This is a genomic window from Vibrio sp. TRT 29B02 (assembly GCF_050113655.1).
GTDB lineage: Bacteria > Pseudomonadota > Gammaproteobacteria > Enterobacterales > Vibrionaceae > Vibrio.
The window spans coordinates 19,634-40,534 of sequence record NZ_JBNJOJ010000003.1; the positions used below are offsets into that span (position 1 = coordinate 19,634).

General features: G+C 45.1%; 19 protein-coding genes. 12 read left to right on the plus strand and 7 right to left on the minus strand.

Annotation, left to right across the window (positions count from 1 at the left end; genetic code table 11):
- Positions 1–49: 49 nt before the first annotated feature.
- On the plus strand, positions 50–2,341 hold the full coding sequence (locus ACQEXT_RS02555; RefSeq protein WP_426950502.1) for an acyl-CoA dehydrogenase: 2,292 nt from the start codon (positions 50–52) through the stop codon (positions 2,339–2,341).
- A gap of 203 nt (positions 2,342–2,544) precedes the next feature.
- Complete coding sequence (fabV, locus tag ACQEXT_RS02560; RefSeq protein ID WP_138970278.1) at positions 2,545–3,747, plus strand: enoyl-ACP reductase FabV; 1,203 nt, start codon at positions 2,545–2,547, stop codon at positions 3,745–3,747.
- A 135-nt stretch (positions 3,748–3,882) separates the two neighbouring features.
- Here fabV and xthA read toward each other — a convergent pair whose 3' ends face one another.
- Positions 3,883–4,689: an exodeoxyribonuclease III gene (gene xthA, locus ACQEXT_RS02565; RefSeq protein ID WP_426950503.1), complete on the minus strand. Its 807-nt coding sequence runs from the start codon at positions 4,687–4,689 to the stop codon at positions 3,883–3,885.
- Positions 4,690–4,898: 209 nt separating this feature from the next.
- On the opposite strand from xthA, the gene ACQEXT_RS02570 reads away from it, so the two are divergent.
- A complete protein-coding gene (locus tag ACQEXT_RS02570; RefSeq protein WP_426950504.1) occupies positions 4,899–7,016 on the plus strand; it encodes a methyl-accepting chemotaxis protein in 2,118 nt (705 codons plus the stop codon).
- Between the two features lie 108 nt (positions 7,017–7,124).
- Here ACQEXT_RS02570 and rsmS read toward each other — a convergent pair whose 3' ends face one another.
- Genes rsmS through dinG form a run of 4 tightly spaced genes read right to left on the minus strand, consistent with a single transcriptional unit; the run spans position 7,125 to position 10,738 of the window.
- The gene (rsmS, locus tag ACQEXT_RS02575) at positions 7,125–7,295 is read right to left on the minus strand and encodes a pleiotropic regulatory protein RsmS (RefSeq protein ID WP_426950505.1); all 171 of its coding nucleotides are present in this window, start codon (positions 7,293–7,295) and stop codon (positions 7,125–7,127) included.
- Positions 7,295–7,843, minus strand: coding sequence for a primosomal replication protein (locus ACQEXT_RS02580; RefSeq protein ID WP_138970281.1), 549 nt, complete (start codon positions 7,841–7,843; stop codon positions 7,295–7,297). Before ACQEXT_RS02580 ends, rsmS begins: the two co-directional genes overlap by 1 nt.
- A gap of 11 nt (positions 7,844–7,854) precedes the next feature.
- Positions 7,855–8,634: a sulfite exporter TauE/SafE family protein gene (locus ACQEXT_RS02585; RefSeq protein ID WP_138970282.1), complete on the minus strand. Its 780-nt coding sequence runs from the start codon at positions 8,632–8,634 to the stop codon at positions 7,855–7,857.
- Between the two features lie 31 nt (positions 8,635–8,665).
- Positions 8,666–10,738: an ATP-dependent DNA helicase DinG gene (dinG, locus tag ACQEXT_RS02590; protein WP_331426952.1), complete on the minus strand. Its 2,073-nt coding sequence runs from the start codon at positions 10,736–10,738 to the stop codon at positions 8,666–8,668.
- Between the two features lie 515 nt (positions 10,739–11,253).
- Here dinG and ACQEXT_RS02595 point away from each other — a divergent pair.
- Together ACQEXT_RS02595 and ACQEXT_RS02600 are read left to right on the plus strand one after the other, a co-directional pair.
- Complete coding sequence (locus ACQEXT_RS02595; RefSeq protein WP_331415925.1) at positions 11,254–12,222, plus strand: porin; 969 nt, start codon at positions 11,254–11,256, stop codon at positions 12,220–12,222.
- Between the two features lie 138 nt (positions 12,223–12,360).
- The gene (locus ACQEXT_RS02600) at positions 12,361–13,035 is read left to right on the plus strand and encodes a DUF2057 family protein (RefSeq protein ID WP_331415924.1); all 675 of its coding nucleotides are present in this window, start codon (positions 12,361–12,363) and stop codon (positions 13,033–13,035) included.
- A gap of 53 nt (positions 13,036–13,088) precedes the next feature.
- Here the strand turns inward: ACQEXT_RS02600 and bioA are convergent, their stop codons facing one another.
- Positions 13,089–14,369 carry an adenosylmethionine--8-amino-7-oxononanoate transaminase gene (bioA, locus tag ACQEXT_RS02605; protein WP_426950506.1) on the minus strand — a complete coding sequence of 427 codons (1,281 nt, stop codon included), beginning with the start codon at positions 14,367–14,369 and terminating at the stop codon, positions 13,089–13,091.
- Between the two features lie 132 nt (positions 14,370–14,501).
- On the opposite strand from bioA, the gene bioB reads away from it, so the two are divergent.
- From bioB to bioD, 4 genes are read left to right on the plus strand one after another with little or no spacing between them, the layout of a single operon-like run.
- Positions 14,502–15,554 (plus strand): biotin synthase BioB, encoded by a 1,053-nt coding sequence (gene bioB, locus ACQEXT_RS02610; RefSeq protein WP_138970287.1) that lies wholly within the window; start codon positions 14,502–14,504, stop codon positions 15,552–15,554.
- Positions 15,541–16,686, plus strand: coding sequence for an 8-amino-7-oxononanoate synthase (gene bioF, locus ACQEXT_RS02615; RefSeq protein ID WP_426950508.1), 1,146 nt, complete (start codon positions 15,541–15,543; stop codon positions 16,684–16,686). The genes bioB and bioF overlap by 14 nt, the downstream gene beginning before the upstream one ends.
- The gene (gene bioC, locus ACQEXT_RS02620) at positions 16,686–17,486 is read left to right on the plus strand and encodes a malonyl-ACP O-methyltransferase BioC (RefSeq protein WP_426950510.1); all 801 of its coding nucleotides are present in this window, start codon (positions 16,686–16,688) and stop codon (positions 17,484–17,486) included. The genes bioF and bioC overlap by 1 nt, the downstream gene beginning before the upstream one ends.
- Complete coding sequence (gene bioD / locus ACQEXT_RS02625) at positions 17,483–18,172, plus strand: dethiobiotin synthase (RefSeq protein WP_331415920.1); 690 nt, start codon at positions 17,483–17,485, stop codon at positions 18,170–18,172. The genes bioC and bioD overlap by 4 nt, the downstream gene beginning before the upstream one ends.
- A gap of 52 nt (positions 18,173–18,224) precedes the next feature.
- On the opposite strand, the gene ACQEXT_RS02630 is transcribed toward bioD, so the two are convergent.
- On the minus strand, positions 18,225–18,392 hold the full coding sequence (locus ACQEXT_RS02630; protein WP_269377266.1) for a hypothetical protein: 168 nt from the start codon (positions 18,390–18,392) through the stop codon (positions 18,225–18,227).
- 308 nt (positions 18,393–18,700) lie between these two features.
- On the opposite strand from ACQEXT_RS02630, the gene htpX reads away from it, so the two are divergent.
- The 3 genes from htpX (at position 18,701) to ACQEXT_RS02645 (ending at position 20,891) form a co-directional block, all read left to right on the plus strand.
- Entirely contained in the window at positions 18,701–19,564 is an 864-nt protein-coding gene (htpX, locus tag ACQEXT_RS02635; RefSeq protein WP_138970292.1) for a protease HtpX, read from the plus strand.
- A 182-nt stretch (positions 19,565–19,746) separates the two neighbouring features.
- On the plus strand, positions 19,747–20,166 hold the full coding sequence (locus ACQEXT_RS02640; protein ID WP_331415919.1) for a nuclear transport factor 2 family protein: 420 nt from the start codon (positions 19,747–19,749) through the stop codon (positions 20,164–20,166).
- A complete protein-coding gene (locus ACQEXT_RS02645) occupies positions 20,163–20,891 on the plus strand; it encodes an SDR family oxidoreductase (RefSeq protein WP_426950512.1) in 729 nt (242 codons plus the stop codon). Before ACQEXT_RS02640 ends, ACQEXT_RS02645 begins: the two co-directional genes overlap by 4 nt.
- Positions 20,892–20,901: the final 10 nt, after the last annotated feature.

A 20,901-nucleotide genomic window follows, 5' to 3' on the forward strand; every position in this document is an offset into this window, starting at 1 on the left:
AAATAACAAAAATATTGGACCACCCTACAGTGAACAAAAGGATCTGATTATGAGCTCTCTAAGACAAAAATGGGTAAGTGACCCAGCTTTCAAAATGTTTAAAAAAGTGCTGCCTCCGTTGTCTAGCACTGAGAAAGAAGCAATGGAAGCGGGTAGCGTATGGTGGGACGGAGAGCTGTTCTCTGGTCGACCAGACTTTAATAAGTTGCATCAGTACCCGAAACCTACGCTGACGTCAGAAGAGCAGTCGTTCATGAACAATGAGCTCGAAACGCTGTTGGCGATGCTCGATGATCATAAAATTGTGAAAGAAGATCGCGACCTACCAGCAGAAGTGTGGGAATACCTACGCAAAGAGCGTTTCTTCTCTCTGATCATTTCTAAAGAGTACGGCGGTCGTCAGTTCTCGTCTTTAGCGAACTCAACGATCGTATCTCGCATCGCGACACGCAGTATCAGTGCTGCCGTATCTGTGATGGTGCCAAACTCGTTAGGTCCGGGTGAACTTCTTTCCCACTACGGTACTCAAGAGCAGAAAGATTACTGGCTACCGCGTCTCGCTAACGGTACAGATATTCCTTGTTTTGCGTTGACTGGTCCAGAAGCGGGTTCAGATGCTGGCGGTATTCCGGATGACGGTATTGTCTGTTACGGCAAACATGAAGGCAAAGAAGTTCTAGGTATTCGTCTGAACTGGAACAAGCGCTACATCACGCTAGCGCCTGTTGCGACAGTGCTTGGTCTTGCATTCAAAATGTACGATCCAGACGGTTTAATGGGAGACAAGAAAGAGCTGGGTATTACCTGTGCCCTTATCCCTGCCAACCACAAAGGTGTTGAGATCGGCGAGCGTCATGATCCACTTGGTCTCGCGTTTATGAATGGTCCAACGCGCGGTAAAGATGTCTTTATTCCGATGGAGTGGCTAATTGGTGGTCAAGATTATGCGGGTAAAGGCTGGCGTATGTTGGTTGAGTGTTTGTCAGCAGGCCGTGGTATTTCACTGCCAGCGCTAGGCACGGCAATGGGACACTTAACTGCTCGCACCACGGGTGCTTATGCGTACGTTCGTAAGCAGTTCGGTATGTCGATTGGTAAGTTTGAAGGTGTGGCAGAAGCGTTAGGCCGTATCGGTGGTTTAACTTACCTTCTTGAAGCAAGCCGAACACTAACGACAACGTCGCTTGATTTAAAAGAGAAGCCGGGAATCGTCACCGCGATTGCTAAATACCACATGACGGAAATTGCGCGTAAGATCCTAGATGACTCGATGGATATCCATTCAGGTCGCGCGATTCAAGATGGCCCAATGAACTATTTGGCGGCGCCATACCTTGGTATTCCAGTCGCAATTACGGTAGAAGGTGCTAACATTCTGACTCGTAACTTAATGATCTTTGGCCAAGGTGCGACACGTTGTCACCCTTACGTACTCAAAGAGATGGAAGCTGCGGCTAACCCAGATGAGAAGCAAGGCGCAAAAGAGTTCGACGATCTGCTGTTCAAGCATATAGGTCATGCGATGAAGAACACCTTTGGTGCGTTTGGCGCGGCATTGACTGGTTCACGCTTTATTAAAGCCAGCATGAGCGGTCCGACTCAAAAGTACTACAAAGAGATGACTCGTTTAAGCCGAGCGTTGGCAGTGAGTGCTGACATCGCGATGGCAACCTTAGGCGGTGATTTGAAGCGCAAAGAGATGATTTCTGCTCGTTTGGGCGATGTTCTGGCGTATTTGTACTTAGCATCAGCAGCACTGAAGAAGTATGAAGATGAAGGTCGTCAGCAACAAGACCTAGATTATGTTCACTACGCTGTTCAGCACTGTCTGTACCATGCTGCTCAGTCGTTACAGGAAGCGTTTGCTAACTACCCGCAAAAGGCCGTTGGTCGTTTATTGAAAGGCTTAATCTTCCCACTCGGCAACCACTACCAGAAACCAAGCGACAACCTAACGGTTCGATTGGCTGAAAGTTTAATGACTCCTGGCGCTCATCGTGACCGATTGACTCACCTTTGCTACATAGGCAAAGATGAAAACGACAGTGTTGGTCTGATGGAGAATGCATTCCTCGCGATGTATGGTGTGAAGGGGCTGGAGCGTAAACTGATGCGCGCAGCGAAAGAGGGTAAAGTGGCTCGTAAAGGGTTACTGAAAGATCGTCTGGCACAAGCGCTTGAAGCCGATGTGTTAACAGAGGAAGAAGTTGATCAAATTCTAGCAGCAGACCAATTGCGTTACAAAGCGATTCAAGTTGACCACTTTAGCCATGATTTCAGCGAAGTTCGTACTCATGGTGAGACAAAAAAGTCAAAAGCAAAGCTTGATAGTGCAGCGTGATTTAGACGATTTCGTCTACTCTAGATAAAAACTTGCTCATTTTTAAAGGCACCTCCAGTAGGTGCCTTTATTTTGTGCACAATTTAATAATCCTGACTGAAAGTGCTCCAACCACTTGCATTTTACCGACATTTTTACAGAAATTAGATGCGAACTGCGGGTGAAACTTTTATCCTAGCGGGGTTTTGTTAAGGAAGTTGAATATGATCATCAAACCTAGAATTCGCGGATTTATCTGTACTACTACGCACCCAATGGGCTGTGAAGCTAACGTAAAAGAACAAATTGCTTACACTAAAGCACAAGGCCCAATCAAAGATGCACCTAAACGTGTACTTGTTGTTGGTGCTTCAAGTGGCTACGGCCTATCTTCTCGTATCGCTGCGGCATTTGGTGGCGGTGCTTCTACTATTGGTGTTTTCTTCGAGAAAGAAGGTTCGGAGAAGAAGCCTGGCACAGCGGGTTTTTATAACTCAGTTGCTTTTGAAAAGTTTGCGCGTGAAGAAGGTCTTTATGCAAAAAGCTTAAATGGTGATGCTTTCTCAAATGAAGCTAAGCAGAAAACGATCGATCTGATTAAAGAAGACTTAGGTCAGATTGATATGGTGGTTTACTCACTGGCTTCTCCAGTGCGTAAGATGCCAGAAACGGGTGAAGTGATCCGTTCATCTCTAAAACCTATCGGTGATACGTACACATCTACTGCGGTAGATACAAACAAAGACGTGATCATTGAGGCGAGCGTAGAGCCAGCAACTGAGCAAGAGATCAACGACACTGTTACGGTTATGGGCGGTGAAGATTGGGAATTGTGGATCAATGCTCTTTCTGAAGCGGGTGTTCTAGCTGACGGTTGTAAGACGGTTGCGTACAGCTACATCGGTACTGAGCTGACTTGGCCGATCTACTGGGATGGCGCACTAGGTAAAGCAAAAATGGACCTAGACCGCGCTGCTGCCGCTCTTAATGAGAAACTTGCAGCTCAAGGCGGCACAGCAAACGTAGCCGTTCTTAAATCTGTCGTTACTCAAGCAAGTTCTGCAATTCCGGTAATGCCTCTTTACATCGCGATGGTATTTAAGAAAATGCGTGAAGAGGGCGTGCATGAAGGTTGTATGGAACAGATCTTCCGCATGTTCAGCCAGCGTCTCTACAAAGAAGATGGTTCAGCACCTGAAGTGGATGACAAGAACCGTCTGCGTCTGGATGACTGGGAACTACGTGATGACATTCAGCAGCACTGCCGTGACCTATGGCCACAAATCACATCAGAGAACCTAAAAGAACTTACTGACTACGTTGAGTACAAAGAAGAGTTCTTGAAACTGTTTGGTTTCGGTGTTGAAGGTGTTGATTACGACGCGGATGTGAATCCAGCGGTAGAAGCAGACTTTATCGAGATTTGATAGAGAACGTATAGCTTCGAGAACGGGCTTCGTCCTGCGAGAGGCTAGAACGCTTCGCTCCGAGATACGACTTAAGGGTTGGTGCTACGCACCAACCCTTTTTGTTTGCGAGAGTTTAGAGCGCTTCACTTTTCTCTATTCAAACGTCGACCAAATCGGCGCGTGATCAGACGGTTTATCAATCCCGCGTAGTTGATAGTCAATGTCTGACTCGATACACTTCTCTGCCAGCTTAGGCGTCGCTAGTACCACATCAATACGTAGGCCGCGGTTATCTGGGAAACCTTTTGAACGGTAATCAAACCACGAGAAGCGGTCGTTTACGTCGGGGTGGATCTGACGGAAGGTGTCAACAAAGCCCCAATCAAGTAATGTCTTAAGCCATTGGCGCTCTTCGGGTTGGAATGAGCACTTACCCGTTTGTAGCCAACGTTTACGGTTAGGTTCGCCAATACCAATATCGGCATCAATTGGGCTGATGTTGATATCGCCCATCACAACCAACTGTTCTTCATTGTTATGGTGGTCATTGAGATAAGTCATGAGATCAGCGTAAAACTGGCGCTTGTATGGAAATTTGCTCTCATGGTTAATATTGTCACCCTGAGGGAAATAACCATTGAGAATGGTAACTGGCTGCCCATTATCGTCTTCAATCGTGACCATGATCATGCGTTTTTGATGATCGTCACTGTCTGTCGGAAAGCCTTTCTGAACGGATAAAGGTTCTTTTTTACATAGCATTGCAACGCCATAGTGTGCCTTTTGACCATGGAAGTAGACTTTGTAACCCATGGCTTCAACATCTTCTAATGGAAATGCTTCATCGTGAACTTTAATCTCTTGGAGACCAATGACGTCCGGCTGATGTTTGTCGATAACTGCTTGGAGTTGATGCAGGCGGGCGCGAAGTCCGTTGATGTTGAAGGAAATGACTTTCATTGAGTTCCCTTTTTGGCTATTTGAATTCTTGTCTGGCCAATACTAGCATCAAATAGACGAACGGTGGAAAGCCGATAAAGTTACTTGGTGTTTATTTAACATATTTTTAAACTTTCGTTTGATAACCGATTCAAATGTGGTGTAATTCGTCTGTGCCTCTGGGCTAATTAACCCTCTTCAAAACACCGAGTTTGCTAAAAGGATGTATTATGCGAACGTTATCAGTGCAGTGGAAAATCACGCTCTTAGCGGGTTTCTGCCTTCTTATCACATCTCTCTCATTGATCGGCTTTTCTGTCTATAACGCTGTATCAAATCAGCAGCAAATTAAGCAGCAAAGTTCTCAATCTGTGATTAATAAGTCTGAACAGATTGTTGAGACACGCGCCTTGCTCAATGCCACAGAAGTTACTCAGTTTTTGAACGAAGCGCTCTACCGTGCAGAAATGCTGGCATCCAGTGCTATGTTCCAAAAGACGTTAAGTGAAGAGAATTTCGGTGACAGTGAAGAGCTGCGAACCGCTTTAGATGAGATGGTGCGCCGCTCTGTATTGAGTTTTGAGACCATTCAGGGTGCTTACTTAGTATTTCGACCAAATATGCTCGATAACGAAGACAGCAATTACGAGAATGCTGAGTATGTCGGCTCCAATGAAATTGGTCGCTTTGCTCCTTACTGGCTAACATCGCAAAATGGCGAAAACGTTGTGGCTAATGTACTGTCAGAAGCGGTATTGGCTGACGCGATCAACAGTGAACGCTTTTATTGCCCTATGGCGTCCAGCACCGCGTGTGTGACCACGCCGAGGTTAATTAACCAAGATGGAACTACTTTCTTAACCAGTTCAATATCTGTCCCCCTCATGCTCGACGATACCCCCATTGGGTTTTTCGGTATCGATTTGCGTCTTGATAGCCTCACAAATATCGTTGCGGAATCTGACCAACTGCTTTTCTCTGGCACGGGTTCGATTAATTTAGTCAGCCTCGACGGTTCTTTAATTGCAAGCGATGATGTGACTCAAACCATTGGTCAGCCTTATAACAGTGATATTGTCTCAAGCGATCAATTGACCGATTTGTTGTTTGGTCAAGAGGTGAAAACTCAGTGGAGTAGTGATGGTAACTGGCTGAATGTTTTTGCGCCTATCATGGTGGCTAACCAGACATGGGGTGTGTTGTTTGACATGCCGCGTGAGAGTGTCTTGGCTGATGCGGAAGCACTGGATACCATTATTAGCGAACAAGTGGCTTCAAGTGTAAAAACTGAAGTGATCGCTGGTGCAGCTTTGATGCTACTCGGTCTTGCTACTATCGCGGTCGCGGCGTCACGTCTAGTGAAGCCTATTCGAGAAGTGGTGGTGCGCTTGAATGATATTGCGTCTGGTGAAGGTGACTTGACGCAACGATTGGAAGTTAAATCTCAAGATGAGATTGGCCGATTAGCGATTGGCTTTAACCAATTCCTTGATAAATTACAGTCTATCATCAGTGATGTGGTGGACACGACGCTTCAGATCGGTACCACCACACATCAGTCTCGTGTTGCTGCACAGCAAACTCGCACCAGCAGTGATTCACAGTTTAAAGAAGTCGATCTCGTGGCGACTGCTTCTGAAGAGATGACTCAAACTGCTAGCCTAGTGGTTCAAAACGCTGAAATCGCAGTGAGGGCAGCAGAGCAGGCTAATGAAGCCGCTGCGACTGGGCAACGTGTTATTGAGCTGTCTCAAACGGAAATGGTTAGATTAGTTGATCGTATGACAGCTGCTGTACCTGTTGTGGAAGAGTTAGCAGCAAACAATGCGAATATAACGGACATTCTATCGGTTATCGAGGGTATTTCTGAACAGACTAACTTGCTTGCTCTTAATGCCGCGATTGAAGCGGCTCGAGCGGGGGAACAAGGGCGCGGTTTTGCGGTTGTGGCTGATGAGGTCAGAAACCTAGCCAGCCGTACTCAAGAGTCAGTGGGTGAAATCCGTAAAGTGATAGAGAACGTGCAAAATGGTACACGGGATGTGGTTAAGGCAATCCAAGACGGAAATGACTTAGCGAATGACTCCGCGCAGCAAGTTCAGAATGCTGCAGCAGAACTGAACCAAATTTTTGAAGCAATCGCGTCAATCAACGATATGAACTCGCAAATTGTCAAAGCGGCTGAAGAGCAGCAATCTGTCTCCGCAGAGGTCAATCAAAGCGTGAGTAATATTCGTGATTTAAGTGCTCAAATCTTAACTCAAGCCGAAGAGTCGGAGATGGTAAGTAGGCAAATTGGCGACTTGTCTGATAAACAACAGCAGTTGGTCAATCAGTTTAAAGTGTAGCGCTGAGCCATGATCAGATAAATGCGAAAAGGGCTTCGAATCATCGAAGCCCTTTGTTCATTGTTGTGACAAGATCAGCTTATCCAATCGGTATTGGTCTAATCGTCCTTAATTTGCGTGAGTTTGTCGTAATCTCTTCTCAATATCCGATTGAACAATTTGCAGTGCTTTTAAAGCGATATCTGGCTCTACTTCGTTGCTTTCTAAGAGGTAAATAAGATCAACCGCCAGTTTGATTTCATCCGGAGCGTTTTCAAGTCCTTCATTGGTCGACGACATTATTGGTTCCTTTCACGATAGGTTATTTGCTTTTCAACTTTCAGTTTGGCTTCTTGGCAGCGTTTAAGTCTCTGCTCGGTAGTAATCAAAGCTTGCTGTGCCGCTTGCTGTTGAAACGGAGGAGCATACTGTAGAGCCAGCTCCTTGTCGCGAACCATTTCAAGTAAGCGACGCTCCCACTCCTGATGCTGAGCAAGATTTTGATATAACTCGTTGATCGGTTTTTGAAAGTGGCTTTTATGCTTAGGCTCTTGTTTACGAATCTTTGTGGTTGCGAGTTCTCGTTGTAGCGCGCTTACTTGTGAGAGCAAACGCTCCGTTAGATATTCCGCTCGCAGTGCCGTTAGTTTGCCGGCGGTCTGTTCTCTAATGATGCTTTCAAGAGTCCCTTGAGTCTCTTTAACACATGGAACGAGCAATTTGGAACGACTTTGAAACAGTCGCTCGTCAAATAGTGGCTGGTGGTGCTCGCCCCTTTTGCGGTCGAGTGCAGCAGCATCGACAGCAAGCTGTTCCAAGGTTGATTGAAGCTGATTGAATTTGCTCATGGCGTTCTCAACTATAGATTAACAAACCAAGCTTCGTAGGCCAGTTTGACGGCTAAGATACTTACGACTGTAACAAAAACTGGTCGGATAAACTTGGCTCCGAATCGTATTGCTGAATGTGCGCCGACGAAAGCCCCTGCCATGAGACAGAGACCCATAGTCAATCCGAGTACCCAATCGATATGCCCCAGAATTGCGAAAGTAACTAATGAAGTAAAGTTACTTGTGAAATTCATTGCCTTGGCCAGCCCCGAAGCAAGAAGAATATTGAGACGATACAGGGCCATCGAACTTACTGTCCAAAACGCGCCAGTACCAGGGCCTGCAACACCGTCGTAGAAACCTAAAGTCAAACCTTGCGCGTACTGTTTTTTGTTAAGTACTGGACAAGGCTGAGGCGTATCGTTCTTTACCGTGCTAGGGGTTTTATGCCAAATGGTATAAATAGCCGCGGCGAGGATCACCAATGGCAGAATTTTTTCCAGCCACTGTGTACTAATGAGGTCTACCACCAAGGTGCCGATAATTGCTCCGATCAAAGTCGAGAAGAAAGCACGTTTCCAGCAACTTGGTTTAAATAGCTTCTTACGGTAGTAGGTAAAAGCCGCGGTTGATGATGCAAAGGTGGCGGCTAATTTATTCGTTCCCAATGCAATATGGGGTGGTAAACCTAATGACAGTAGTGCAGGGACGGTCAGCATACCACCCCCACCAGCAACAGCATCAATAAACCCAGCAAGGAAAGCAACCAGTGCCAACACCAACAGTACGGTTGGCTCAAACAATTCCATAAAATAGTTCTTCTTATATAAATACGGATACTTATTCGATGATCCGCTTGAATGGTGGCAGTGAATCGAGTAGGGCGCTGCCATAGCGTTTGGTGATCACGCGACGATCGAGAATGATGACTTTACCAGAATCCCTCTCTTTACGCAGCAAGCGTCCGACAGACTGAATTAATTTTTTACTCGCTTCAGGAACCGTGATCTGCATGAAAGGATTTCCCCCTCGACTTTCTATGTATTCCGCATGCGCCTGCTCTACTGGTGAAGTCGGTACAGCGAAAGGGATTTTGGTGATGATCAAGTTTTCTAGCAATTCACCAGGTAAATCTAATCCTTCCGAGAAACTGCCAGTGCCAAATAAAACGCTGGTCTTTTGGCATTGAACTAAGGTTTTATGTTTTTTGAGTATTTCTGAGCGCGACTCCTTACCCTGAACTTGCAGTGCCCAGCCTCTTTTTACGAAATCGGTTGAGAGGGCTTGCGCGACTTGATTCATCTGCCAGTATGAAGAAAACAGGACTAAATTGGCTTTTTTGTCTGCAATTAAATCAGGCAGCTTTTCAATCAAGTGTTCAGTGAATTGGGGTGCTTGCGGTTCATACGCCATTTTAGGGACATAGAGCTCCGCTTGATTCTGATAGTCAAAAGGCGATGCTAAAGCCAAAAATCGCACACCATCTTCGCCCTTCTCACTGATGCCTGCTTGGCGACAGAAAAAGCTAAACGAGTTTAAAGCACGCATAGTGGCAGAAGTGAGTACCGCGCCAATGCAACGACTCCAAAGTTGCTGGTCAAGTTGCCAGCCTACTTCCAAAGGTGAAACGTTGACGATAAAGTCGCCTTCACGCTCGGGGCTGACTTCCAACCAGCGAGCTAACGGCGCACCTTTTTCCCTTTGTGGTTCGGCCATTAGGTTCCATACCTGAGCGAGATTATCCATACGTTGGATATAAAATCCCAGTTCAGCAAGAGCTGGCTCTGCCAATCGATTTGAAAGTTCACCTTCTTTAACTCGTTCGGCAATCAGGTCTGCAATTTTTGCGACTGCTAGCGAACCTTTGTGGCTGAGTTTTTTGAGTTCTATAGATTCCTCTGTGAGCCACTGAGGCAACTCGCCATTCTCAAAACGATAAATGTTTTCTTCGAAATGGGTGGGATCAAAGCGAGTTGCTAGCTGAGTTAACGATGGGATCAGTTGCTGAACTGAGTCTTGTAGTTCGTTTCGAAATCGAGCGACACGTTTTTCGTCTGCCATATTGGCAAATTTCGTCACCGCTTGGTTAAGGCGTTCTAGCCAGCTAGCCGCGCCCTTCAGGCTTGCTGCGGCAGAAGAGTGGTCCCTGGCTACGTGTGGTAGGTGATGCGCTTCATCAAAAACATAAATTGTATTTTCTGGTTCAGGCAGAATGACACCACCACCAAGGCCCGCATCAGCCATGACTAAGCTATGGTTGGCGATGATGACATCTGCTTTATCCATTTCAGAGCGCGCTTTTTGAAACGGACAGTTGCGATGCGCTGGCATACTATTGTTGCAGCTATGTTTATCGCTAACGATTAATTGCCAAATATCATCGGCGATTGGCTTAGGCCAGGAGTCTCTATCGCCGTCCCACTTATTTTGCGCTAGCGAACGGTACATTGTTTCGAGTTGTTCGATATCTTTCTTCTTAGGTTTTGTCTCGAACATGGCTAACTGACCACCATCAACGCCACTGGCGGTTGCAAGTTTCTCGGCACAACAATAGCGCTGACGTCCTTTCGCTAAAATAAAAGAGAACTCACGATCAGTCAGGCGGCGATATAAAGGTAAATCCTTATTGACCAGCTGTTCTTGTAAAGCCACTGTCGCAGTAGATATGACCACTTTTCTATTGTTATGAATCGCGACAGGGATGGTCGCCATTAAATAGGAGAGGGACTTACCAATTCCAGTCCCAGCTTCTGCAACGAGCATACGGGTAGATTTGTGATACTCACCGCATAATGTTTTCGCTATCTCCGCAACGAGGTAATTTTGAGCTCGACGAGGCACAAAGTTTTCAAGCTGAGATTGGAGGTTTTGATAACTCGTTCGAATGGATTGTTGGATTTTACTGGTATTCATATTGTGACCTGTATTGCGGGTAACGCATCATAGCACAGTTTGCTAAACGCTACTTAGTTCACGAAATAGAATCCTTAATAACGAAATGTGGATCTTCTTCACAAAAAAAAACTGAACCTTCAGATACTTACAATTAATTCTAAATGTAAAAAATATATCACGCCAAACTTGGGATTTGGCTGGAATAATATTCTGATTTTTATGTTTCAGGATGTAGTTTTAGGGTTTATATGCTGTATTGATGGTTTGTTAAGTTTTCGATACTGCGAGGCTAAAAGTTATGAAGTCGCTCGAAAATTGCTCATAATTTTATGTAACTAATTGATTTCAAATGAATGAATGTTTTTTTATTTTCTGTTTTTAGAATATTTGACACGCCGAATAATCTTTTGCAATCTAGACCTCGAAATTTAGTGACGTTGATATCCGACCCATTAGAGGAAGGAATCATCATCAAAAACATAAAGGGAACCGGACAAGGATTTCCCATTCTATAGAAAAGGCAGTGGATTATTATGAAAAAGACTCTAGTAGCTCTTTCAGTTCTAGCAGCAGCTTCGTCTGCTCAAGCAATCGAACTTTACAACCAAGACGGTGTAACTGTTAACCTATCTGGTGATGTAGAAGTACGTTACCTAAAAGATATCGGCGTAGACCAAATCACTAAGCAAGAGATCGACGATGCTGATTTCGGTTTCGACACTCGTTACGCTGTAAACGACGACTTCCAAGTTGGTGCTTTCCTTGAGTTTTCTGGTGACAACGATGACCGTGCGAAAGGTAACTCTTCTGTAGGTAACGTTTACTTCGGTTTCTACCACAACGCTTACGGTACTCTAAAAGTTGGTAAACTAGATACTCAACTTGACGACGCTGGTATCGGTTCTGATTACCTTTTCGGTGTTAACTCTTTCTTCAACGATGCTAGCTTCGGTGGTGATGAAGCAGTACGTTACGATTACGACAACGGCTCTTTCTACGCAGGTCTAGGCCTAATCCAAGACAAACACGATGAAGATGCTATTGGCGAAGATGGTCACTACTTCGACGCTAAAGTTGGTTACCGTGTAGCTGACTTCGACTTCACAGTTTTCTACGGTGATGCAGAGCTTAAAGGTGTAGACAGCGATTCTGTTGCTCTAAACAAAGAAGAAACTCTAATCGCTGGTGAGATTCGCTACGCTGGTATCGAAAACCTAAACCTAGAACTAGGTTACTACAAAGTAGACACTAAAGAATCTGGTGCTTCTTCTGATGTAGATACTCTAGCAGTTGCTGCAGACTACACATGGAACAAAGTTACATTCGCTGGTGGCTTCAGCACAACTGATTACAGCGATGCAGCTACAAAAGACTTCGATCAGTGGTTCCTAAACGCGGGTTACGGTATTGCACCTAACACTACTGTTTACGTAGAGATCGGTGACAACGACAAAGACAACACTGACCTAGGTTACGGTGTTGGTATCAAAGCTTCTTTCTAATTGAAAGTCTTTGATTAATAACACGAAGCCACCCTTTGGGGTGGCTTTTTATTTTTTATAACAATGGCTTATTACTTTTAACTTGTTTAAGCTGCTGTTAAAATCAACCCCAATTGTCGCAGAATTAAAGAGATTTTTATGATGAAATGGATGCTAACGTTTTGTGCGCTGTTTTCTTTTACAGCAAGTGCTGCAGTCTTAACCCCAGCAAAAGGTTTATCGGTTCTTTACATAAATGGTGAACAGTCTGAGTCCAAAATTGGTAAATTGGATATACCTCAAGGGAGTGTTCAATTGGTTGTTCAAATGGATAAAGAACTAGGTCGTGGTAATTCTGCAAAAGTGTTTACTTCTTATCCATACGTTATTAATTTCAACGTGACAGGTAATGATATCGTTATTGATCACCCAACAGCGAGAAGCACCCAAGAAGCGGTAAATGCTTTCAAGTCAGAACAGCCAGAGTGGAAACTGTCTCAAGATGGCCAGTCTCTGAACTATACTCAAGACTTGTTGCCTTCAAACGGAAGTTTGTTTCCATACGTAGCCATGGATAAGCTAGTTGCAGAGTACAACCAGTCAAAAGGAATTTTCTTTGAAGGTGGCAAGCTAATTGACAAACCTGTAGAAGCTCAAGTTATTGCAGTAGCGACTACAAGCACAGCTGTTACATCAACAGCAAGTCAAGTTGAAAAAACGTCTCCAGCTAAACCTGTTGCCTCAAGCAATGTTGAACAACTAAAAGCTTGGTACCTAAAATCTTCTCAACAAGAGCGTAAAGAATTCCGCCGTTGGATGATTGACCAAGAGTAAAACAAAGCTTGAAGTTTCGAGTCGCGAGCTACTCGCAGCTCGAAACTTAAGTGTTAACCACTAAAGCATTCTTCACAATTCAACGCACATTCAACCGCATCTACTAATGCTTCTATATGCTCAGGTTCACTAATGAACGGCGGCATCATATAAATCAGTTTGCCAAATGGGCGGATCCAAACCCCTTTCTCGACAAACAGTGCTTGAATCGCTTCCATATTGACCGGCGTCGTGGCTTCAACCACGCCAATGGCACCAAGCCAGCGAACGTCTTCTACCAACTTGTGCTGCTTTAACTTAGGCAGTAACTCAGAAAAAAGCTGTTCGATTTGCTTTGTCTGCTGCTGCCATTCATTTTGCTCTAGCAATTCCATGCTGGCTGTCGCGACTGCGCAGGCCAACGGGTTGGCCATAAAAGTAGGGCCATGCATAAAGCAACCTGCATCACCGCCACATACCGTATCCGCAACATCACTTGAGGCTAGCGTTGCTGATAGCGTCATGTAGCCACTGGTTAATGCTTTACCTACACATAGAATGTCAGGGGATATCTCAGCGTGCTCACAGGCAAACATTTTTCCGGTACGACCAAAGCCAGTCGCTATCTCATCAAGAATCAATAGCACGCCAAACTCATCACATAATGCTCTAACACCTTTAAGAAATTGAGGATGATAGATTCGCATTCCGCCAGCGCCTTGAACGATAGGTTCTAGGATCACGGCCGCTATCTGAGAATGGTTTTGAGCGAGCTTGTGCTTAAAGTCGGCTAAATCAGCTTCATCCCACTCCTCCCAGAAGCCGGTTTTTGGAGAAGAGGCGAAGATGTGTTCAGGCAGAAATCCTTTATACAAAGAGTGCATTGAGTTGTTAGGGTCAGTTACCGACATTGCAGCAAACGTATCACCATGATAGCCATCTCTGAGTGTTAGGAACTTCGGTCTCACTTGACCTTTTGCATGCCAGTATTGCAACGCCATTTTCAAGCTGACTTCCACCGCGACAGAACCCGAATCGGCCAAAAAGACATGCTGAAGATTATTTGGTGCAAATGAGAGTAGCTTTTTACACAGGTTAATCGCTGGATCATGAGTGATCCCGCCAAACATAACGTGTGACATTTTATCGATCTGGCCATGCGCTGCGGCATTTAGGTAAGGGTGATTGTATCCATGAATCGCAGACCACCATGATGACATGCCATCAATTAGCTGCTCACCAGACTCTAATTGCAGCATGACTCCTTTGGCGGAAACAACTGGGTAGCAGGTCAGAGGTGTCAGCGTTGAAGTATAGGGATGCCAGATATGACGGCGGTCGAAAGCGAGATCCATGTTCAGTTCCTGAAATTTTAATGATTAAAAATTAATCAAGTGTAAACTTTTGAAATTGCTGGGTGTTGACAGTCTACCTTGTGTCAGTAGACTAGCCAAGTATTCAAACTGACAATAATTAAAGGAAGCCCCGTGGAAGTACGTCACAACTGGACAGTTGCTCAAGTTAGAGAACTTATGGATAAGCCATTCATGGATCTTCTATTTGAAGCGCAACTGGTGCATCGTCAATATCAGCAGCACAACCATGTCCAAGTCAGCACCTTGCTTTCGATAAAAACAGGCGCTTGTCCTGAAGACTGTAAATACTGCCCCCAGAGCGCAAGATATACAACGGACGTAGAGAAAGAGCGTCTGATGGAAGTCGAGCGTGTTTTAGATGCAGCGCAGAAGGCTAAGAATGCAGGTTCGACCCGCTTCTGTATGGGAGCGGCATGGAAAAACCCAAAAGAACGCGATATGCCGCATCTGACCGATATGATTAAGGGCGTCAAAGGGATGGGGTTAGAAACCTGCATGACGCTGGGTATGCTTACTTCGGATCAAGCGAAAGCTTTAGCCGATGCAGGGTTAGACTACTACAACCACAACTTAGACACTTCGCCTGAATTCTACGGCAACATTATTACTACTCGTACTTATCAGGACCGTCTGGATACACTTTCTCACGTTCGCGATGCAGGCATGAAGATATGTTCTGGCGGTATTATTGGTATGGGTGAGAATGCCAATGATCGTGCTGGCCTGCTTGTTGAACTGGCAAACCTACCTACTCACCCAGAGAGTGTGCCAATCAATATGTTGGTCAAAGTGAAAGGTACCCCACTAGAGAAGGTAGAAGATGTTGAACCATTCGATTTTATCCGTCTGATAGCGATTGCTCGAATCATGATGCCTAAGTCTGCGGTACGCCTGTCTGCTGGTCGTGAGAACATGAATGAGCAGATGCAAGCGCTGTGCTTTATGGCGGGGGCCAACTCCGTTTTCTATGGTTGTAAACTGCTGACAACACCAAACCCTTCTGAAGACAAAGATATGCTTCTGTTCGATAAGCTTGGCATTAATAGCCAGCAAGTGTCTCAGAAGCCCGATGAAATCGAAGAGAATGATCTTCTTGATCGAGTTGTAGAACGAGTGGCTGCACGCCCAACGAAAGACGACTTATTCTACGATGCAGGCGTTTAATACTCGAATTGCTAAAGCCCTTGAGCAACGTAAAACTCAGGGCTTAAGCCGTACTTTACTCAATATAGAACAAGGTAATCGTACCCACTTAGTTCACGAAGGTAACAGTTACCTTAATTTTTCCAGCAACGATTATCTTGGGTTAGCCGCGGATAAAGAGTTAACCAAAGCGTGGCAGCTAGGCCTAGAGCGTTATGGCAACGGTAGTGGGGCATCGCCATTGGTGACGGGTCATAGCTCTGCTCATCGCGATCTAGAACAGAGCTTATGCCAATGGCTGGGGTTTGAAAGGGCGATATTGTTTAGCTCGGGATTTTCTGCCAATCAAGCCATGCTATTTGCACTATTAGAGAAAGATGACCTGCTATTACAAGATAAGCTCAATCACGCCTCACTGATCGAAGCTGGTATGTTGTCGACTGCGAAGATGAAGCGTTTCAGACACAACGATGTTGACCACCTTTGCTCTTCCATTGATGGCAATACTTTGGTCGTCACAGAAGGGGTTTTTAGCATGGATGGTGATTTATCACCATTGGCAGATATCTATTCAGTGACACGTAAAAAAGCCTGGCTTGCGGTTGATGATGCTCATGGTATTGGTGTGCTTGGTAAAGATGGTCGTGGCAGTTGCCATCATGCGGGGGTTCAGCCTGATTTGTTGGTCGTGACCTTTGGTAAAGCATTGGGTCTATCTGGAGCTGCAATTATGTGTAGCCGTGAGGTGGGGGACTATTTAACTCAGTTTGCCCGACATCATGTCTATTCGACCGCGATGCCCCCTGCACAGGCTGTGGCCTTAACTCAAGCGATCACTATGATTCAGGAACAGTCATGGCGAAGAGAAAAATTGTGCGAACTCTCTGAGTATTACCATTCTCTGTTAGGGAATGAACAAGGTTACTGTGCAACTCAAACGCCGATTAAGCCATTTATTCTTGGTAGTAGTGAAAAGGCAATCAATATCGCATCACAGCTCAAAGCTAACGGTATCTGGGCGACGGCGATCCGTCCCCCTACAGTTGCTGTTGGTAGTGCACGACTGCGCGTGACTCTCACGGCTAGCCATGAAAAAGCACACATACGAGCATTGGCAAATCAGCTAAAAACAGCTTTGAAGGAAGTGGATTAATGGAACAAGCGGTATTGATTACTCCTGACTGTGTCAACGACAAAGCAGCGATTGCTGATGCATTCGGCAGAGCAGCCAAAACGTACGATCAACATGCAGAGTTTCAGCGTGATGTGGGCTTACGTGTGTTGGCCAAAATGCCTCAAGATCTTACGGGTAAAACGGTATTGGATTTGGGATGTGGGACAGGCTATTTCTCATTAGAGCTGATAAAACGTGGTGCGACGGTGATCTGTTTTGACCTGTCGCAACAGATGCTCGACGCCGCTAAACAGCGCTGTGGTGAGATGGCTACGTACTTGCAAGGAGATGCCGAAGCGTTGCCATTTGAAAATCATAGCATTGATTTTGCATTTTCCAGCTTAGCGCTACAGTGGTGTGATGACTTATCCGTGCCACTTCGTGAGCTGCGTCGAGTGATAAAACCGCTGGGTTCAATTTATTTTTCGACTTTACTCGACGGTTCTCTAAACGAGCTAAAACAAGCGTGGAGCAAAATTGATTCATATCAACACGTGAATCAATTTATCTCAGTCAATCAGGTAAAAATTGCGTTAGCGCAATCTGAATGCCATACGCATCAACTAGACTTACCGACCATTACGGTTTGGTACAAGACGGCATTTTCTTTAATGCGTGATCTTAAGGGCATTGGTGCAACGCATGTGGGTGGCAGGGCAAATGGCTTGACTGGTCGCAAAGCGTTACAACGTGTCGAACAAGAGTATCAAACAAACCAAAATCATCAGGGTCTTCTGCCTGCAACATATCAGGTCTGTTTAGGGGTTATTCATCTATGATTGATGCATTTTTTATTGCGGGTACGGATACCGATGTTGGAAAAACAGTTGCGTCTAAAGCGATTTTAAACGCGCTAGCGGAAAAGGATTTAAAAACCATAGGCTATAAGCCTGTCGCTGCGGGTTGCGAGAAAACGGAGTTTGGATTGCGAAACTCGGACGCGCTCTATCTGCAAAAAGCCGCTACGTTGGAAGTGGCGTATGATGACGTCAACCCATACGCACTAGCGTTGCCAGCGTCACCACATATTGCAGCTAAGCGAGAAGGAGTCGTCATCGATTACGCCGTACTGAGTGATAAGCTGTCACAGCACAAGAAAAATGCGGATATCGTGTTAGTTGAGGGCGCTGGCGGTTGGCGAGTACCTGTATCGGACTCTGATTGTTTGTCAACGTGGGTGCAGCAGGAAAAACTACCTGTTGTCCTTGTGGTCGGTATTAAACTTGGCTGTCTTAGCCATGCAATGTTGACTCTCGATGCAATCAAAGCGGACGGTTTACAAGTCATCGGCTGGGTCGCAAACCGGATCAACCCAGGCACAGAGCACTATGCTGATATCATTGAGATGCTAGAGCAAAAAATTGATGCTCCGAAAATTGGTGAAATACCTTACGTTCCAAGCGTGAAGCGCAAAGGGCTTGCAAAGTATATTGATGTGACGCCTTTGCTAAAGGGCGACTGTTAGAGATATTAAAAGGGCTGCCATTGGCAGCCCTTTTTGCATTTGGTCAACAGCATTATCGCTCTTGATTAAGCCCCATCAGCGCACTTTGAGTCTCTGCAATACGTTTTTGTGTTTGATTGTCTACAGAGATACCTAACTGCTGCTTTGCCTCATCTTCCGAGATCCCTAAGTGGCAGCACAACAGATCAATAGCCATTTGATAGTCGTTAGTTTCAACCATGATTTTGTCCCTTATCCCTATGTCCCATGGAGTGGATCAGTAGTAAATCTAGCATGTTTGATTGGACTCTCAATACGACCAAAGTCTAACGCCTCGTGGTGTTGAGAAAGCTGACGATACATTATGGCGCTAATCCATTGATTGTAATGAAATTGAGAAATTTGCTGCGTCCAGAAATCAAATGTTTCAATTTGCTGCTTAACCTTGATATTAAAAGGGATAGACTATATCTATTAGGTAAAGAACAAGCTGGTCGTGATTTGAATGCATCAGCACAGAGAAAAAGCTTCCGTTTTTGGAGAAAAGTAATGAAGCGAGTAATGTTATTCCTTGTAACCAACTTAGCTGTTGTACTGGTATTAAGTGTTGTCCTCAACATTGTGTATGCAGTGACAGGGATGCAACCAGGCAGCCTTTCTGGGTTACTGGTGATGGCCGCGGTATTTGGTTTTGGTGGTTCGTTTATCTCATTGCTAATGTCAAAGAGTATGGCATTGCGTTCAGTGGGAGGCATGGTTATTGAGAGTCCGCGTAACGAAACAGAACATTGGCTGCTAGAAACGGTGCGTCGTCAATCTGAGCAAGTGGGTATTGGCATGCCAACGGTAGCTATCTATGATTCAGCGGATATCAATGCTTTTGCAACAGGTGCGAAACGAGATGACTCTTTGGTCGCGGTTTCGACAGGCCTATTGCACAACATGACTCGTGATGAAGCAGAAGCGGTGCTTGCGCATGAAGTTAGCCACATTGCCAATGGTGATATGGTTACCATGACCCTGATGCAAGGTGTTGTAAATACCTTCGTTATCTTCTTATCTCGTTTTATCGCTAACCTTGTTGCGTCGAACGACAATGAAGAAGAAGGTGGTAGTAATATGATGGTGTACTTTGGTGTCAGTATGGTACTAGAACTCATCTTCGGTTTCCTAGCGAGCTTTATTACCATGTGGTACAGCCGTCATCGTGAATTCCACGCAGATTCAGGTGCCGCACAGTTGGTTGGTAAGCACAAGATGATCGCAGCGCTAGAACGTCTTAAAGTAAGTCATGAATCACAGCTAGAAGGTTCTATGATGGCGTTTGGCATCAATGGTAAGCGTTCAATGACAGAACTACTAATGAGCCACCCTCCACTAGACAAACGTATTGCTGCACTGCGCAATTCTTAATCTGTCGCTATAATTATTTGAAAAGGCTTGGTTTATAACCAAGCCTTTTTTGATCCGTTTGAAAAATCCTACGTACAAAAGCCATAAGTTATACAAAATCATTTTTGTACAACTTTAATTTTTCATCTATGATTTGCATGTTATACAAATAAGATTTATGTATAGCTTTTAGGGAGTGACATATGGATGTCCAAGCTGTAAGCAAGGTATATCAACAACTGAACAAGGAAAATCTTCACCTTCTGTCGGATGTTTATCATCAAGAAGTGGTGTTTGAAGATGCTGCCCACCGCTTGGAAGGTTGGGACGCGCTTGAGCGCTATTTTGAGACACTCTACAAAAACGTGACACGTTGTGATTTTGAGATTCAGGAGCATCAGCAAACGGATGATAGTGGGTTTCTCACTTGGCGAATGGCATTAGAGCATCCAAAATTATCAAAAGGGACGGTGATTTATGTCAATGGCGTTAGTCATATTAAGTTTTCTGAAGGGCGAGTCATCTACCACAGAGACTATTTTGATTTGGGTGAAATGCTGTATGAGAACCTACCGTTACTTGGCTCAATTATAAAAAGCATCAAGCAGAGGTTAGGCCAATGAACTGCGTTCTGATTACGGGTGCGACATCGGGTATTGGCTATCAGTTAGCCAAAGATTACGCCGAAAATGGCTGGTATGTTATTGCTTGTGGACGTAACACTGCCGTTCTCAATGAAATGGTTGAGTCGTCAACGTCGATCTCTTCACTAACCTTTGATCAAACAAACCTTGAGCAGACCAAAACGGCTTTGTCTCATTTGCCGATTACGCCCCAGTTATGGATATTCAACGCGGGTGATTGTGAGTACATCGAAGATGGGCAACTGGACGCTGAACTCATTAAGAGAGTTTTCGATATCAATGTGATTGGTTTGTCGAATGCTATCCACGCGTGTCAGCCGAATTTCAGCGCGGGGCATAGGGTGGCGATTATTGGCTCTATCGCCAGTGAAGTCGCGTTACCTAGAGCGGAAGCCTATGGTGCGTCAAAAGCGGCGGTCAGCTACCTCGCTAGAACTTTACAGTTGGACTTAAAACCACAGGGAATTGATGTTTCGATAGTCTACCCAGGCTTTGTGAAAACACCACTCACAGATAAGAACACCTTTGATATGCCAATGATGGTGACTGCGCAACAAGCATCCCAACAGATTCGTCATGGTTTAGCGAAGGGCAAAGGCCATATTTATTTTCCAACTAAATTTACATCAATTTTGCGATTGATTGGTGCATTGCCATACCGTTGGCAAAATGCTCTGACTGCAAAGTTGCTCGCCCAGGGATAGAGGTAACGAT